The organism is Ferrovibrio terrae (genome assembly GCF_943372915.1).
GTDB lineage: Bacteria > Pseudomonadota > Alphaproteobacteria > Ferrovibrionales > Ferrovibrionaceae > Ferrovibrio > Ferrovibrio terrae_A.
In genome coordinates this window covers 43,303-59,254 of record NZ_CALSAN010000003.1, presented here as the reverse complement: position 1 = coordinate 59,254, position 15,952 = coordinate 43,303, and the positions used below count along the sequence as shown (strand labels likewise).

The following is a 15,952-nucleotide window of genomic DNA, read 5'->3' as shown; positions in this document are numbered from 1 at the left end:
GCGAATAGTCGGGAGCCCGCCATGGCCAATACCGCAGACCGGTCCGAACTGCTGGCGTTGACGGCCGAGATCGTGGCCGCCCATGTCTCCAACAACAGGGTCGAGACCGCCGACCTGCCGGCCCTGATCCGCCAGATCTACGGCACGCTGGCCGGCATCGACGGCACGGCGCCAGCCCTGACCGGGACCACAGGCAATGCCGAGCTGCCGGCACCGGCGGTGCCGATCAAGAAGTCGGTGATGCCCGACTACATTGTCTGCCTGGAAGACGGCAAGAAGCTGAAGATGCTCAAGCGTCACCTGATGAGCCATTACAAGCTGACGCCGGAAGAGTATCGCGAACGCTGGGGCCTGCCGCCGGACTACCCGATGGTGGCGCCGAACTATGCCATCCACCGCCAGGTTCTGGCCCGCAAGATCGGCCTGGGCAAGGGCCGCCGTCGCCGGTGAGCCAGGGGCTAAGCCTTTGTTGTAGCGGGTCGCCAGCGCGTTCCATCGGCGCAACAGGCATGCTAGACTGCGCCGGCGATTCTTGCGGATCGTTCTGACAGGGATTCTCATTCACAAAAGAAGGCGTTCGGCGCATGAGCAGCCGCCTCGAACAACTCTGCGAACAGCTTGGTATGCGGATGACCGACCAGCGGCGCGTAATCGCCCGGGTCTTGAGTGCATCGCATGATCATCCCGATGTGGAAGAATTGCACCGCCGCTCTGTCGCGGTCGATCCGCGCATCTCGATTGCCACCGTGTATCGCACCGTGCGCATGTTCGAGGAGAACGGCATTCTCAGCCGTCTCGATCTCGGCGATGGCCGCGCCAGGTATGAAGAGATGCCGGAATCGCATCACGACCATCTGATCGATACCCGTTCGGGCAAGATCATCGAATTTAACGACCCGGAACTGGAAGCCCTGCAGGAGAAGATCGCTGCGCGGCTGGGCTATCGTCTGGTCGATCACCGGCTTGAACTGTTCGGCGTTCCGCTGGATGACAAGGACGGCAAGAAGGGCAAGGCCTGAGCCTGATGTCTGCCGCCTTCCGATGATTGTTCCCTGTTCATGACCGCCCGAGCCGTCTTCATCCTCATCGTTTTCTTGTTCTGGACGGTGCTGCTGATTCCCGTGCAGATGCTGCTGATCCGCCTCGGCTCGCCGATGATGCGGACCCTGCCGCATTTCTATCATCGCACCGTCGCCTGGATGATGCAGGTGACGATCCGCAAGGTCGGCGTGCCCTCGGCAGCAGCGCCCACGCTGTTCGTCAGCAATCATATCTCCTGGCTCGACATCATCGTGCTGTCGGCGGCGATGCCCAATGTCAGCTTCATCGCCAAGCGCGAAGTCGGCACCTGGCCTTTCTTCGGCACCCTGGCCCGCCTGCAGCGCACGGTGTTCGTCGAGCGTGAAAAACGCCACCGCACCGCCGAGCATCGCGACGAGATGGTGGAGCGGCTCAGCAAGGGCGACAGCCTGATCCTGTTCCCGGAGGGCACATCATCGGATGGCCTGCGCATCCACAGTTTCAAGTCGGCGTTCTTTGCTGCTGCCGAACGTCCGGTGGGCAAGCCGCAGCTGACCGTGCAGCCGGTGTCGATCGGCTATGCGCGGCTCAACCACATGCCGGTCGGCCGCCGCTGGATGCGACTGTTCGCCTGGGTCGGCGACGAGGATCTGCTGCCGCATCTGTGGCGCTTCCTCAAGGTCGGCCCCTGCGAAGTGGTGGTCGAATTCCATCAGCCGGTGACGATCGAGCAGTTCAACTCGCGCAAGGGCCTCGCGGCCTGGTGCCACCAGCGTGTGCTGGAAGGCCTGAGCGACATCAATGCCGGCCGCGAACCGGGCCAGCGCAGCCTGCCCAAGCCCTTGCCGGGCGCGGCCCATCACCACGCCTAAAGCAGCGTAACGGCGCGCGGCGCCTCGCCGCGGCAGTGCATGTCCCAGATGGCCTGATAGGCCGCCTCGACATCGCGCGTCATGCGCGGGGTATCGAAGAGTGGTGCGGCAGCCAGATTGCCCTGCAGGCGTTTGCGCAGTGCCGCCAGGGCTGTGCGATCCGTGCCGAGCCGGATGGCCATGGCCACATAGTCTTCCAGCCGCGTCATGGCCAGATCGGGCAGGCCAACCGCCTGCAGGATGCTGCCGGCCACGCGGGAGGCAAAGGTCTCGCCGGTCAGTGTCAGCAGCGGGCAGCCGGCCCAGAGGCAGTCGCTGGCGGTGGAATGCGAGCCATAGGGGAAGGTGTCGAGCACCAGGTCGACGGCACGATAGCGCGCCAGATACTCTTCCTGCGGTAAGGTGCCGGCAAAGACCAGCCGGTCCGCAGCGATGCCGCAGTGCTGCGCTTCACGGCGCAGATTGTCGCGCGCCTCGTCTGCCGGCACATAGAGCATCAAGACGCTGTCCGGCACAGCCCGCAGAATATCCATCCAGGCCGTGAAGATGGGTTTGCGGATTTTCACCGGGCGATTGAAGCAGGCAAAGACAATTGCTTTGTCAGGGGCATTCTCGGGCAGGCCATAATCTGCGCGTGACTTGGGTTCGCCCACCACGCGCTGGCGGTTATTCGGCTGATAGCAATGCGGCAGGCGGATCACCTGCTCGCTGTAATGCCTGTCTGCATCCTGCGGGATCACCTGTGCATCGGCCATGATGTAGTCGACATTCAGGCGGCCGCCCATGGTGCCGGGAAACCCGATCCAATCGATCTGGATCGGCGCCAGTCGCTGGGCCAGCAGATGCGCGAAGCTGCCGGTGGTGTAGCCCTGCAGGTCGACCAGGATATCGATCTGCATATCGCGGATACGGCGGCCCAGCGTTGCATGATCGCTGCCGGCCAGATCGCAGAAGCCGGGAATGGCGCGATAGCGCCGGTGAATCCCACTGCCATCATCGTCGCCGGTGGAGAGCAGGGCAATGTCGAAACGCGTGCGATCGTGCAGCTCGAAAAGCTCGGGCATGATATGGCCGACCGCGTGGTTGCGGAAATCCTGGCTCAGATAGCCCACGCGGATGGGCTGGGTGTTCGCAGGTTGCGGCCAGGCTGGCGGCGGCAGGCTGATCGCCTGGCTCTGCGCAATCTGCGCGGCCCGCCGTTCGGCCCAGCGCCGCTGCAGCGCCGGATCTTCGGTGAAGAACACCAGTGGAAACGGATTCACCGTGTTGCCCGCATCCCCACCGCCGCCATCCTGTGCCGCATTCAGCAGGGCCTGTACGGTGGCCGCCTCTGCATCGTTCCAGCGGCACAGCATGCCGGCCGAGAAATGTCGTGCCACGGCAAGATCGACGCGACCGGGAGACTGCGCGGTGGCGATATCGAGCCCGGGCAGCGCGTCGGTATGGCGGCCCAGATCGAACAGCAGCACCGCGCGCTCGGCCAGCATGGCTGGATTCTCCGGCGCGCGTTTCAGGGCCGCATCAAAGGCTGCCAGCGCGTCCTCCAGCCGACCCAGCGCACGCAGGCTCAGTGCGCGCGACAGATGCAGCTTGGGTTCCGTGGCATCGATCGCCAGCGCGCGGTCATAGCAGCCCAGCGCCTCGGCATGACGCTGCTGCTGGCCCAGCAGCAGGCCGAGCAGCCGCAGTGCCCCGCTATGCGCAGGTTGGCGCTGCAGAAAGTCCTGATAGGCGGCAATCGCCTCGGCCGGGCGATTGCCGGTATGCAGCGCAATGGCGGCCTGCAGGCGGTTGGCATCGTCGGGCGGAAGCACGGTCATGGCTGCAGGCAAACTAGGCGGCGTGGGTTAAGGCGACCTTATACGGCTTGGGTGTGAATATTGCGAATTATTCTCAATTGGAATAACATGAAATGCATTCTCACGGAGGCGACGTGGCCGACGATATCGCATCAGCCGGCTTGCGGGCGCAGTTTGCAACGCTGTTTGCCAACCAGCGCAGCACATTGGTGCGGTTGCTGGCGCGACTGACCGGCGACCGCCATGTGGCGGAGGATCTGGCGCAAGATGCCTATTTGAAAGTCGCGGTTGCGGCGCAAACCGGTGAGATCGAACACCTGCAGCCCTTCCTCTATCAGACCGCCCGCAACCTGGCCTTCGATCATTTACGAAAACAGAAGGTGCGCGCAGTGGTGCATCCGCGTGCCGGCGCCACGCTGGATGCCGTTATTGCGGCGGTTCCGACCACAGATCCATCGCCTGAAACCCGCCTGCTGGACCGAGATCGGGTGCGACGCTTCCAGGCGGCCCTGGCCGGGCTGCCCGAGCGGGCGCGTCAGGTGCTGGTCCTGCATCGCATTCATGGTCTCGGCCAGGCGGAAATCGCGCAGCGTTTCGGTGTCAGCGAGCGAACGATTGCCAAGGATCTGGCCCTGGCGCTGAAGCACTGCCTCTCGATCGATTCCGCCTGACTTCAGGTTTGACCAGCCCCGCACGTCATATGGATATGTCCGCCCCCGATACCCAAACCTTGCAGCAGCAGGCCACCGACTGGTTCGCGCGACTGCGTGGCACTGTGGATGCCGAAACGCAGGCCGCCTTCGCTCTCTGGCAGGCAGCCGATCCAGCCCATGCCGCCGCCTATGCGCGCGTCGTGGCTTTGTGGGATGATCCTGACCTGGCAGCGGCGCTGTTTGCCAGCGCGGCAGCGCCACGTCGCATGACCAGCATGTTGCGCCGCATCGCTGCAGTGGCCCTGCTGCTGATTGGTATCGGCGGCACGCTTCATCTCAGTGGTGCCATTGTGACACTCACAGCCGATCACGTGGCCGGCGCCGGGTTGCCCCAGCGTGTGACGCTGGAGGATGGCTCATTGCTGCTGCTCGATGCTGGCAGTGCTGTCGATATCGATTACAGCGCCAAGACGCGCGGCGTCACACTGCAGCGTGGCCGCGTGCTGGCCGATGTACAGCCGGATAAGGCGCGGCCCTTCATCGTGACGGCGCGGGGCGTGACGGCCCAGGCGCTTGGCACTGTTTACAGCGTTACGCTTGGTCGCGATGGCGATACGGCGGTAGCAGTACGCGAGGGCGTCGTGCTGGTCGGTGGCGCCGACAAAGCTGCACCCATGGTGCTGCGTGCCGGGGATAGCGCCACCATTGGCGTTGCTGCAGAAGGGGCCAAGATGCTGGATGAGGCCGACGACTTTGCCTGGGCCGATGGTCGCCTGGTTTTCACCAACCGGCCGTTGGGCGATGTGGTGGCGCAGCTTGATCGCTATTGGGGCGGGCAAATCTGGGTCCGGGGTGACGACCTGACCGGGCTCAGGGTCTCTGGCAGCTATCGCCTGAATAACCCACCGGAAGTGGTAGCCGCTCTTGCCGCTGCTACCGGAGCGCAAGTGGCGAGCTATGCCGGCATGCTCCTGATCCTGTCCCGCTAATTTTTTCAGAAAGTGCTTCAGGTTCCCGTCTCCACGCACGTCTCGGCCCTGAGCATGCAAATGCGAGGCGTTTGCGTAAATATGGACTGGGGGATTTCAGTATGCGTGGATTTTCGCGGCAGGCGGTTTTGCTGCTCGGCACACTGGCTTTTACGGCAACGATCAATAGTGGACCGCTGCAAGCCCAGAGTGGTCAGGCCCAGCCGGCCCAGCAGCAGTTCAACATTCCAGCCCAGCCTTTGAATGCGGCCCTTGATACCTTCGCGCGCAATTCCGGTTGGCAGGTCGGCTATCCCGCCGCCATGGCGCAGGGCAAGACCTCGACTGTCGTACAGGGCAGCTTAACCCCCCCTGAAGCTCTGGCGCGTCTGCTGGCAGGCAGCGGCCTGACCTATCGCGTCACCGGACCCAACACGGTCACATTGGTCGAACTGCCACCGGACAGCAGCGGCGCCGCCGTGCTGCCGCCGGTGGTGGTACAGGGCAGTACGCCCCGCATCGAATCCGCCTATGGTCAGGTCGATGGCTATGTCGCCACCCGCGCTGTCAGCGCCACGAAGACCGACACACCGCTGAACGAGACACCGCAATCGGTCTCGGTGGTTACGCGTGACGAGATGGATATCCGCAATGCCCGCACGCTGGGTGATGCACTGGGCTACACCGCCGGTGTGCGCGCAGGCACCATGGGCGATTCCAGCGGTTATGGTGGCGACAGCACGTCTATCCGCGGTTTCGGCGGTGATGGTACCAGCGGTGCATCATCGAACGAATATATCGATGGGCTGCGCATCGGCGGCGCCGGCTATGTGGCCGCCGGCTTCGACCCGTTCTTCTTCGAACGCGTCGAAGTGCTGAAGGGCCCGGCCTCGGTGCTGTATGGCCAGAGCACGCCGGGCGGTATCGTCAACATGTTGAGCAAGCGGCCGACCGAGACGCCGTTTCACGAAGTCGAGGTTCAGTCCGGCAGCTATAATCGCATGCAGGCCAGCTTCGACATCAGCGAACGCTATGACGAAGGCGGCAAGGTTCTCTATCGTTTGACCGGCCTGGCCTTTGATACCGAAACACAGACCGATTTTTCTGACCGTAAGAGGGTTGCCATTGCACCCGCTATTACGCTGCGGCCCAGCGATGATACGTCGCTTACCTTCCTGACGCGCTATCAGAACGATGATTTCGGAGGATCGGCGCTGAACTGGTTGCCAGCGCGCGGCACCGTGCTGCCCGGCGCGAACGGAAACCATCTGCCGAGCAACTTCTTTGGTGGCGATCCAAATTACATGCAGTGGGATCGCGAGAATTATGCGGTCGGTTATGTGCTGGAACATACATTCAACGACACCTGGACGGTACGTCAGAACGCCCGCTACATGCACAACACGCTGGATTATAAAGGCGTCTATATCAGCACGATGCAGGCCAACCAGATCACCGCCAACCGCCAAGCGTTCGGCATGATCGAGCATTCCGATGATTTCACCATCGACAACCAGGCGCAGGCTAAATTCGATACCGCAGGTGTCAAGCACACCGTGCTGGCGGGCATGGACAACCAGGTGTTGATGAACGACACAAACCGCGTCCTGCAATCCACGGCGCCGACGCTGAACATCTATGCGCCGGTCTACTATCAGACCTTCTCGCCCGGCACCTATCAGAAGAGCAACACGCGCGCTGAGCAGAACGGCCTCTATGCGCAGGACCAGATGAAATACGAAAACTGGATCGTGCTGCTCGGCCTGCGGCAGGACTGGGCGAACAGCCAGACCCATAACGAGCTGACGCGCACCATGAGCACGCAGCGCGATGGCGCCTTCACCAAGCGCGGTGCATTGATGTATGCCTTCGACAGCGGTATTTCGCCCTATATCAGCTATACCGAGTCTTTCGATCCCACGGTGGGCAGTTTCCTCAGCCCAGGCATCCTAGCCAAGCCGAGCGAAGGGCAGCAGCAGGAATTCGGCGTCAAATACCAGCCGCCGGGCTACAACAGCTTCATCACTGCGTCGGTCTTCGATCTCGTGCGCAGCAACGTGACGGCAAGCGACCCGGCCCGCGCGGGATATGTGATCCAGACCGGCGAGGTCACCACGCGTGGCCTGGAGCTTGAAGGCAAGGCCAGCCTCGTCAACGGCCTGAATGTGACCGCCGCCTACACCTATCTGGACGCCGAAGTCACGGCCAGCCAGGCGACCACCACCACACTCAGCGGCGGCACCGTGCCGCTGCTTGGCAAGGAGCCGGCCAAGATTCCCGAACACGCCGCCTCGCTGTGGCTCGATTACACCTTCTCCAGCGGCACGCTGCGCGGCCTGGGTCTAGGCAGTGGTGTACGCTATGTCGGCGAAACCGCCGGCGACCCCGCAAACAGCTTCATGGTGCCGGATTTCACGCTGGTCGACGCGTCGCTGCGCTACGATCTCGCCAGCCTTAATCCTTCCCTCCAGGGCTGGAAGACCGGTCTGACGGCGACCAACCTATTCGACAAGGAATATGTCTCGGCCTGTTCGGCCGCGGTACGCTGCTACTACGGCACCGGGCGGACCATCTTTGCGTCGCTGAAATACAGTTGGTAACGGAAGGAATGCGGCGGCGGCTTTGGCCGCTGCCGCATGGCATCACTTGCCCCAGCGCCTTGGCTTGACTCTTCGCATCCTTGTGACCATCGCAGGCAGCTATCTGCTGGGGATGTTGTGGACGCTTGCTGTCGTCGACTGGTGGCCGGGTTCGCGTGCCGATGCCGTGCTGGTCGGCACGGTCAGCGCTTTTGCCGTCAGCGCCGGCACGGCGATCTGGGCCTTTGCGGCCATATCCCTGCGCCGCATGCTTGTCGGCTTCGCTCTTGCTGTGGCGATGCTCGGCACGCTTGTACTGACGGGCCGTTGAGCATGCGGAAAGCCATGGCAGCCCTGCATACCTGGAGTGGCCTGTTACTCGGCTGGTTGCTGTTTGCCATCTTCCTCACTGGCACCATGAGTTATTACCGCCCCGAGATTTCGCAATGGATGCGGCCTGAACTGCATCGCACCGCAAACACTGCCGATATCGCAGCCCTCAGTGCCATGCAGTATCTGCGTCAAACCGGACTGGGCGCCAGCCGCTGGCTGATCGATCTGCCCGGTACGCGCGGTTCAGCAACGCATGTCGCACTGTGGCGCGACCATGGCGCGCCGCGCTTCCAGCGCGTCATGCTGGATGCTGCCAGCGGCCAGCCGGCCAGGGTGCGCGATACTCATGGCGGTGATTTCTTCTACTACTTCCATTTCGATCTGCAGATGCCGGGCGCTGTCGGCCGTATCATCGTTGGCGTCGCCGCCATGGCCATGCTGGTGGCGATCATCAGTGGCGTGATCACGCATCGTCGCATCTTCGCCGATTTCTTCACCTTCCGTCCGGGCAAGGCGCAGCGCTCCTGGCTCGATGCGCATAATGCGACCGCGGTGCTGGCGCTGCCCTATCACCTGATGATCACATACACCGGGCTGCTGACCCTGATGTTTCTTTATCTGCCCTGGGGATTAGATCGCGCTTATGCCAATGATCGCGCGGCTTTCCAGGCCGAGGCCTCGCGCGGCATTGCGCCGCCGCCGCCTGCCGGCGTGCCTGCACCGCTGATCGATCTGGCGCCGCTGCTGGTGCAGGCGGAAGCGCGCTGGCAGGGCGCAGCCGTCGGTCGTATCAACATCTACCGGCCAGGCGATGCCAATGCGCGGATCGAACTGATTGCCGCCGATGACGACCATGTGTCGCATTACCGCGGCCGCATGGTGTTCGACGGCGTCAGCAGTGCCCTGCTGGAAACAGACGACAATCTGTCCTGGCCGGCTGCAACCGAACGCGCGATGTATGGTTTGCATCTCGGCCGTTTCGGCGGTCCAGCGTTACGTGGGCTGTTCTTCGCGTCAGGGCTCGCCGGCAGCGCCATGGTGGCGACCGGCCTGGTACTCTGGCTGGTTGCCCGCCGCCGGAAGGGCGCAGTTCACTTCGGCCTTCATCTGGTCGGCCGGCTCAACATCGCGGCCATCGCCGGATTGCTGGTGGCCGTTGCCGTGTTTTTCTGGGCCAACCGTCTATTGCCGCTGCAACTTGCCGACCGTGCTGACCGAGAGGGGTTGTGCTTCTTCATGTCCTGGGCCTTTACGCTGTTGCATGCCGCGTTGCGGCCGGAAGTCAAAGCCTGGCGCGAGCAGTTTTGGACGGCGGCGGCGCTGTTCATGCTGTTGCCGGTGCTGAATGCCCTCACCACAGGCCACCATCTGCTGGTCAGCCTGCCTGCCGGCGACTGGTCGATGGCCGGTATTGATCTGGGTCTGCTGGGCAGCGGCCTGCTCTGTGGTGCGCTTGCTCTCTATCTGCAGCGACGGTCCGGCGCATGATGATGCTACTCGCTACATTCTGTGCGCTTGCGGGCTTTGCCGCGCTCTGTTTTGCCATGCCCCGCCATCATCGCCAGCTCTGGGAAACCGCACCGGGCAGGCGACGCCAGATCATGCTGCGCTTCGGCGGCAGTCTCATGCTTGCTCTGTCTTTTCTGCTTTGCGGATCGATCTGGGACTGGAAAATCGGTCCGGTGGCCTGGTTGGGTCTGTTGACCGCGACGGGCTTGTTGCTGGTATTCATGCTGCCAAGCTTGGGCCGGGCCGAAATTTTTTTGCGTCGTTCGGTGAAGAATCGCCGGTCTCATTCGTCATAATGGACAGGGACCGGATGTGACCCGGTTTTCCAGACCCGCCAGCCAGCCCCCGGGGAGCGTCGCCGCTTCCAGACCAGCCAGCCAGCCAGCAGCGTCCGGTCCCCAACCCTTTCACCGGGCTGAATATTTAACTCATTGAAATTCCTGTGAAGAATCTGTGACGCCTGGCTCGGATGGGCGTGCTTTCGCTTTTCTTGTGGCGATTCGGGTGATACCCTCGGATTCGGTCGTCATTTACTTACAGGAGCGTCTGGGGCGCCGCCGAACTCCACCTGGCAGGCCGTCCCGCTGAAACCCGGATTTGGCCAAGAAGCTGTTCATCAAGACCCACGGCTGCCAGATGAACGTGTATGACTCCGCCCGCATGGCGGATGTGCTGGCCCCGCTGGGATACGCCAAGACCGAAACGCCCGATGACGCCGACATGGTGATCATCAATACCTGCCATATCCGCGAAAAAGCCGCCGAAAAGGTCTTCTCCGAGCTGGGCCACTGGCGCATCCGCAAGCATGCCGCCCAGGCGCGCGGCGGCGATGTCACCATTGCGGTGGCCGGCTGCGTGGCCCAGGCCGAAGGCGCCGAGCTGATCAACCGCGCGCCCTTTGTCGATCTGGTGGTCGGCAGCCAGGCCTATCACCAGCTGCCCGAACTGCTGGCGCGCGCCGAACGCGCCCGGGTCAAGGGCACCGGCGGTCGCGGCATTCTCGCCACCGATTTTCCGGTCGATTCCAAATTTGATCACCTGCCTGACGAAATCAGCACGGCACCGGGCCCGGTGGGCTATCTCGCGATCCAGGAAGGCTGCGACAAGTTCTGCACCTTCTGCGTCGTGCCTTATACGCGCGGCGCGGAATATTCGCGGCCCGCGCAGGCCGTGATCGCCGAGGCCGATCGCCTGGTCGCCACCGGCGTCACCGAAATCGCCCTGCTGGGGCAGAATGTGAATGCCTGGCACGGCGAGGGCTTGGATGGCGGCGCCTGGTCGCTCGGCCGCCTGCTGCGCGTGCTCAACGACCGCTTTGCGAAAACACATCCGCAGCTGCGCTGGCGCTACACCACCTCGCATCCGCGCGAGATGGATGACGACCTGATCGCCGCCCATGGCGAGGTGGCCGGCCTGATGCCCTTCCTGCATCTGCCGATCCAGGCCGGATCCGATGCGGTGCTGAAGGCGATGAATCGCGGCCATCGTGCCGAGGACTATCTGCGCATCGTCGAGAAGCTGCGTGCTGCGCGCCCCGATATTGCGCTGAGCGGCGATTTCATCACCGGCTTCCCCGGCGAGAGTGATACCGATTTTGAACAGACACTCGAACTCGTGCGCGCGGCGCGGTATGCCGCCGGCTACTCGTTCAAGTATTCCGCCCGTCCGGGCACGCCGGGCAGCCTGCTGGCTCGGCAGGTGCCGGATGCCGTGAGCAGCGAGCGGCTCTACGCCCTGCAGGCCCTGCTGCAGGAACAGTCGGCAGCCTTCAATCGGGCCTGCGAAGGCCGCGTGCTGGATGTGCTGTTCGATCGTCCGGGCAAGCTGCCGGGCCAGTTGATCGGCCGCTCGCAGTATCTGCAGGCCATCTATGTGTCCGATCCCTCGCTGCGGATCGGCGATTTCCTGCCGGTGACGATCACCGGCGGCTATGCCAATTCCCTCGCCGGCGAGATCGCCCGGCGCGAGGCCGCGTGACGCGGGCGCGGCAGACAGATCTTTTGGAAGCAACGAGGCTGAAGCCTGTGAGCGATACGCGCGGTTCGGATACTGCCGGGCAACCGGTCATTCTCGATTTCGATAACAACCGCCTGCTGGCGCTGCTGTTTGGCGAACATGATCGCCATCTGGCGCGCATCGAGGAACGCATCGGCGTGGCGGTGGCCTCGCGCGGCAACCGGCTGATGATCAGCGGGCCGGTGGATGCGCAGGCGCAGGCCAAGAAAGTGCTGACCGATCTCTATCGCCGGCTGGAAACCGGCACCGAGATCGAAATGGGCGATGTCGATGGTGCGATCCGTATGACCCAGGGAGGTCCAATGAATGCTCCGGTGACGGCAAAACTGCGCGACAAGGCCGAGTTGATCCGCGATGACCGGCCGATCCCAGACGGCGCGGTGCGCACCAAAAAGCGCATCATCCTGCCGCGTTCGCACACCCAGAAGGTCTATTTCGATGCTTTGCAGAAGCACGAACTGGTCTTCGGCCTCGGGCCTGCCGGCACCGGTAAAACCTATCTTGCGGTTGCCATGGCGGTGAACTTCCTGCTGGAAGGTCGCGTCGACCGCATTATCCTTTCACGACCCGCCGTGGAAGCCGGCGAACGGCTCGGCTTCCTGCCGGGCGACATGCGCGACAAGATCGATCCCTATCTGCGCCCGCTGTATGACGCGCTCTATGACATGCTGCCGGCCGAACGGGTGGCCAAGGGCCTGGAAAGCGGTGAAGTGGAAGTCGCGCCGCTGGCCTTCATGCGCGGCCGCACGCTGGCGAATGCGTTTGTCATCCTGGACGAAGCGCAGAATACCTCGCCGGTGCAGATGAAGATGCTGCTCACCCGCCTGGGCGAGAATTCGCGCCTGGTGGTCACCGGCGATATGTCGCAGATCGACCTGCCGATCGGGGTGCCGTCGGGCCTGCGCCATGCGCTGGATATCCTGGAGGGTGTCGAAGGCATCGCCTTCGTGCGCTTCGGCGAGGCCGACGTGGTGCGCCACCCGTTGGTCACCAAGATCGTGCGGGCCTATTCGCAACACGAACAGGAGCTTGGTTTGACCCGCCCGGATGCCGCAGGGCGTCCTCGCCGTTGAATTGAGCCGCCGAATTTGCCACAAAGCCCTGCATCATGCCCGACGGTTCCAGTATCGAGATTGATATCCGCATTGCCAGCAGCGCCTGGCGTGCGGCCCTGCCCAACCCCGGGGCGGCCATCCGCCGTGCGGTGCTGGCGGCCCTGAAGGCCGAGTTGCCGGTCCCGGCGAAAGGGAAACCGGCCAGGACCGGGCTGAGCATCCTGCTCACCGATGATGCCGAGATGCGCAAGCTCAATGCCGGCTGGCGCGCCAAGGACAAGCCGACCAATGTGCTGTCCTTCCCGGCGGAATCCGCCATTGATCCGGCCAAGCCGCCGGCCTATCTGGGCGATATCGCGCTTGGGCTTGCCACCTGCAAGCGCGAAGCACGGGAGCAGAAGAAGGTCTTTGCCGATCATGTTGCGCATCTGACGGTGCATGGCGTGCTGCATCTGCTGGGTTACGATCATATGGACGATGACCAGGCCGAGGCGATGGAGCCGCTGGAGACGGCGATCCTGGCAACCATGGGGATTGCCGATCCCTATAAAATCGCACCGTCGAAGCCGGCCCGCCCCAAGGCCAAAAAGGCGCCAGCCAAGAAAAAATCCGCTGTGAAAAAGCAGGCCGCGCCCAAGCGCGCCAAGACAAAGGTGAAGAAGAAGGTGTCGGCGCGATGAGCGAGACCCGCGAAAACGGCTCCGGCACATTCTGGCGCCGGCTGCTGTCGCTGCTGCGTGGCCGCAACGACGAGTCCTTGCGCGACAGCATCGAGGAATTGCTGGAAGAGCACGCCGATGACAGCGCCACGCCGGAGGAAACGGCGGAGCGCGCCTTGCTGCGCAATGTTCTGGAAGTGGGCGAGCTGCGGGTCGGTGAAATCCGCGTGCCGCGCACCGATATCATCGCCGTGCCGGCGGAGATCGAATTCGACAAGCTGGTGAAGACCCTGGTGGATGCCGAGCATTCCCGCCTGCCGATCTATCGCGGCACGCTGGATGATGTGATCGGCATGATCCACGTGAAGGATGTGCTGCCCTATCTGTCTGGTGCCCGCAGCAACTTTTCGCTGGAAAAAGTATTACGCAAGCTGCTAGTGGTGCCGCCGTCGAAACCGGTGCTCGAACTGCTACGCGAGATGCGCGACACGCGCGTGCATATGGCGATCGTGGTGGATGAATATGGCGGCCTCGATGGCCTGGTCACCATCGAGGATCTGGTCGAGCAGATCGTCGGCGAGATCGATGACGAACATGACGTGGCGGCCGGCGGCATGCTGATCCAGCGCGCGGATGGCGTGTTCGAGGCACTTGGCCGCTGTCCGATCGAGGATCTGGAAGAAAAGATCGGCCATGCGCTGCTCGATCCTGAGAAGGACGAGGATGTCGACACCGTTGGCGGCTTGATCGTGTCGCATCTCGGTCGCGTACCGCTGCGCGGCGAACAGATCGAACATCCTGCCGGGCTGACGTTCGAGGTGCTGGAAGCCGATCCGCGCCGGGTGAAGCGCGTGCGTATCCGCACGCTGGTGTCGCAGCCCAGTGCTGATGCGGTGTAAGTCCTGATGCAGGCTGTGTGCGCCGCCCTGGCCGCGTGGCAGGCTCTGCGCGGCTGGCGCCGCTATGGTGCTGCCATCCTGCTCGGTGTGCTGCTGGCCGGGGCGCAGGCGCCGGTGTCGCTGTGGCCGCTGGCCTTCGTGGCCTTCGTTGCGCTGCTGCATCTCGATGCCGATATGGCAGCCGATGCCGCCGCTCGCCGGCGCAGCTTCTTCACCCAGTTCGCTTTCGCCTATGGCTATTTTGTCGCCGGCCATTACTGGATCGGCATCGCCTTTTTCGTCGATGCCGAGAAATACGCGCTGCTGCTGCCGCTGCCGATCCTCGGCCTGCCGCTGGTGCTGGCGGCCTTTCCGGCCACCGGTGTCTGGCTGGCGCGGCTGGTTTCCGGCCAACGCCGCGTGCTCTATTTCCTGCTGCTGCCATTCGGCTGGCTGGTTGGCGAGTGGCTGCGCGGCCATGTCGCCACCGGCTTTCCATGGAATCTGGTCGGTTATATCTGGGGCGACTGGCCGGCCGCCATGCAGCTTGCGGCTTTGATCGGCGCCCAGGGGCTTGGCCTGCTCACCATGCTGGCGGCCAGCGGCCTTGCCATTGCCCTGCTGCCAGTCCCGCGCGCGCGTTTCGCCCTGCTGCTGCCCTTGCTGTTTGCCGCCGCGATGGGTCTTGCGGCCTTGCGCATGCCGGCCGAAATCGCCATGACGCCGGGTGTGCAGCTGCGTCTGGTGCAGCCCAGCATCGTGCAGACCCTGAAATGGCGTGACGATCTGCGCCAGCAGCATCTGCAGCAGCATGTCGCGCTGAGTCTGCAGCCGGCCGAGACACCGCTCACCCATGTGATCTGGCCGGAAACCGCGATCCCCTATCTGCTGGATGAAGAGGTTGGCCTGCGCACGGCGCTGGGCCGCCTGCTGGCGCCAGGCACCGTGCTGATCACCGGTGCGCCCAGACGCGAAGCGGCCTCGCGCGGCGCGCTGATCTACAACAGCATCTTTGCCATGACCAGCGATACCGAGATCGTCGCACGGTATGACAAAGTGCATCTGGTGCCGTTCGGCGAGTATCTGCCATTTCGCAGCATCCTCAAGCCGCTGGGCCTTGATGCGCTGGCCGCCGGCGCGGTCGATTTCTCGCCCGGCAGCGATGCGTCGCCGATTGCCATTCCCGGCCTGCCATTTGCCCGTGTGCTGATCTGCTATGAAGCGATCTTCGCCGATGAATCGATGCAGGTTCTGGATGGTCCCGTGCCGGCTGCCGGCCTGCTGCTGAACCTCACCAATGATGCCTGGTTTGGCCGTTCGTCCGGGCCGCACCAGCATCTTGCCGCAGCGCGGTTCCGCGCGGTGGAACAGGGGCTGCCGCTGGTGCGTGCCGCCAACAATGGCATCAGTGCCATTGTCGATCCCTATGGCCGGATCACAGCCAGCCTTGGCCTTGATGCCGTCGGCGTCGTCGACGGCCCGCTGCCAGCCGCAACGGCACAGCGGCCATTCTACGCGCGTATCGGCGACACACTTCTGCTCGTCATCGCGATCGTGATTCTGATCACAGCGTTTGTATTCAATCGCAAGACCAGAAGCCATTGACCCCAT

General features: G+C 63.5%; 14 protein-coding genes and 1 pseudogene. 14 read left to right on the top strand and 1 reads right to left on the bottom strand.

Annotated features, from left to right (window positions below; genetic code table 11):
• The first annotated feature begins 21 nt into the window (after nucleotides 1-21).
• From AAG821_RS02995 to AAG821_RS02985, 3 genes are all read left to right on the top strand, one after another.
• The gene (locus AAG821_RS02995) at nucleotides 22-450 is read left to right on the top strand and encodes a MucR family transcriptional regulator (protein WP_341910327.1); all 429 of its coding nucleotides are present in this window, start codon (nucleotides 22-24) and stop codon (nucleotides 448-450) included.
• Nucleotides 451-584: 134 nt separating this feature from the next.
• Nucleotides 585-1,019, top strand: coding sequence for a Fur family transcriptional regulator (locus AAG821_RS02990; protein WP_297685249.1), 435 nt, complete (start codon nucleotides 585-587; stop codon nucleotides 1,017-1,019).
• Between the two features lie 39 nt (nucleotides 1,020-1,058).
• Entirely contained in the window at nucleotides 1,059-1,892 is an 834-nt protein-coding gene (locus AAG821_RS02985) for a lysophospholipid acyltransferase family protein (RefSeq protein ID WP_341910328.1), read from the top strand.
• Here AAG821_RS02985 and AAG821_RS02980 read toward each other — a convergent pair.
• Nucleotides 1,889-3,712, bottom strand: a complete 1,824-nt coding sequence (locus tag AAG821_RS02980; protein ID WP_341910329.1) for a tetratricopeptide repeat protein — start codon at nucleotides 3,710-3,712, stop codon at nucleotides 1,889-1,891. The two genes, AAG821_RS02985 and AAG821_RS02980, sit on opposite strands and share 4 nt — an antisense overlap.
• Nucleotides 3,713-3,825: 113 nt before the next feature.
• On the opposite strand from AAG821_RS02980, the gene AAG821_RS02975 reads away from it, so the two are divergent.
• From AAG821_RS02975 to lnt, 11 genes and pseudogenes are all read left to right on the top strand, one after another.
• Nucleotides 3,826-4,362, top strand: coding sequence for an RNA polymerase sigma factor (locus AAG821_RS02975; RefSeq protein ID WP_341910330.1), 537 nt, complete (start codon nucleotides 3,826-3,828; stop codon nucleotides 4,360-4,362).
• Between the two features lie 35 nt (nucleotides 4,363-4,397).
• Nucleotides 4,398-5,333, top strand: a complete 936-nt coding sequence (locus AAG821_RS02970; protein WP_341910331.1) for a FecR domain-containing protein — start codon at nucleotides 4,398-4,400, stop codon at nucleotides 5,331-5,333.
• A gap of 101 nt (nucleotides 5,334-5,434) precedes the next feature.
• Nucleotides 5,435-7,912 carry a TonB-dependent siderophore receptor gene (locus AAG821_RS02965; RefSeq protein ID WP_341910332.1) on the top strand — a complete coding sequence of 826 codons (2,478 nt, stop codon included), beginning with the start codon at nucleotides 5,435-5,437 and terminating at the stop codon, nucleotides 7,910-7,912.
• A gap of 64 nt (nucleotides 7,913-7,976) precedes the next feature.
• Nucleotides 7,977-8,222: a hypothetical protein gene (locus AAG821_RS02960; protein WP_341910333.1), complete on the top strand. Its 246-nt coding sequence runs from the start codon at nucleotides 7,977-7,979 to the stop codon at nucleotides 8,220-8,222.
• Between the two features lie 14 nt (nucleotides 8,223-8,236).
• On the top strand, nucleotides 8,237-9,712 hold the full coding sequence (locus AAG821_RS02955; protein ID WP_341910334.1) for a PepSY-associated TM helix domain-containing protein: 1,476 nt from the start codon (nucleotides 8,237-8,239) through the stop codon (nucleotides 9,710-9,712).
• A complete protein-coding gene (locus tag AAG821_RS02950; RefSeq protein ID WP_341910335.1) occupies nucleotides 9,709-10,029 on the top strand; it encodes a DUF3325 domain-containing protein in 321 nt (106 codons plus the stop codon). Before AAG821_RS02955 ends, AAG821_RS02950 begins: the two co-directional genes overlap by 4 nt.
• A gap of 301 nt (nucleotides 10,030-10,330) precedes the next feature.
• Complete coding sequence (miaB, locus tag AAG821_RS02945; RefSeq protein WP_341910336.1) at nucleotides 10,331-11,710, top strand: tRNA (N6-isopentenyl adenosine(37)-C2)-methylthiotransferase MiaB; 1,380 nt, start codon at nucleotides 10,331-10,333, stop codon at nucleotides 11,708-11,710.
• A gap of 47 nt (nucleotides 11,711-11,757) precedes the next feature.
• On the top strand, nucleotides 11,758-12,822 hold the full coding sequence (locus tag AAG821_RS02940) for a PhoH family protein (protein WP_341910337.1): 1,065 nt from the start codon (nucleotides 11,758-11,760) through the stop codon (nucleotides 12,820-12,822).
• A 35-nt stretch (nucleotides 12,823-12,857) separates the two neighbouring features.
• Nucleotides 12,858-13,352: pseudogene (ybeY, locus tag AAG821_RS02935) on the top strand (rRNA maturation RNase YbeY); the annotation flags it as partial.
• 128 nt (nucleotides 13,353-13,480) lie between these two features.
• On the top strand, nucleotides 13,481-14,362 hold the full coding sequence (locus AAG821_RS02930) for a hemolysin family protein (RefSeq protein ID WP_341910338.1): 882 nt from the start codon (nucleotides 13,481-13,483) through the stop codon (nucleotides 14,360-14,362).
• A gap of 6 nt (nucleotides 14,363-14,368) precedes the next feature.
• Nucleotides 14,369-15,946 (top strand): apolipoprotein N-acyltransferase, encoded by a 1,578-nt coding sequence (gene lnt, locus AAG821_RS02925; RefSeq protein ID WP_341910339.1) that lies wholly within the window; start codon nucleotides 14,369-14,371, stop codon nucleotides 15,944-15,946.
• Nucleotides 15,947-15,952: the final 6 nt, after the last annotated feature.

Coding starts and splice junctions, on each gene's coding strand:
- AAG821_RS02995 (WP_341910327.1), top strand. CDS start 22: ATGGCCAATACCGCAGACCGGTCCGAACTGCTGGCGTTGACGGCCGAG.
- AAG821_RS02990 (WP_297685249.1), top strand. CDS start 585: ATGAGCAGCCGCCTCGAACAACTCTGCGAACAGCTTGGTATGCGGATG.
- AAG821_RS02985 (WP_341910328.1), top strand. CDS start 1,059: ATGACCGCCCGAGCCGTCTTCATCCTCATCGTTTTCTTGTTCTGGACG.
- AAG821_RS02980 (WP_341910329.1), bottom strand. CDS start 3,712: ATGACCGTGCTTCCGCCCGACGATGCCAACCGCCTGCAGGCCGCCATT.
- AAG821_RS02970 (WP_341910331.1), top strand. CDS start 4,398: ATGTCCGCCCCCGATACCCAAACCTTGCAGCAGCAGGCCACCGACTGG.
- AAG821_RS02965 (WP_341910332.1), top strand. CDS start 5,435: ATGCGTGGATTTTCGCGGCAGGCGGTTTTGCTGCTCGGCACACTGGCT.
- AAG821_RS02955 (WP_341910334.1), top strand. CDS start 8,237: ATGGCAGCCCTGCATACCTGGAGTGGCCTGTTACTCGGCTGGTTGCTG.
- AAG821_RS02950 (WP_341910335.1), top strand. CDS start 9,709: ATGATGATGCTACTCGCTACATTCTGTGCGCTTGCGGGCTTTGCCGCG.
- AAG821_RS02930 (WP_341910338.1), top strand. CDS start 13,481: ATGAGCGAGACCCGCGAAAACGGCTCCGGCACATTCTGGCGCCGGCTG.
- lnt (WP_341910339.1), top strand. CDS start 14,369: ATGCAGGCTGTGTGCGCCGCCCTGGCCGCGTGGCAGGCTCTGCGCGGC.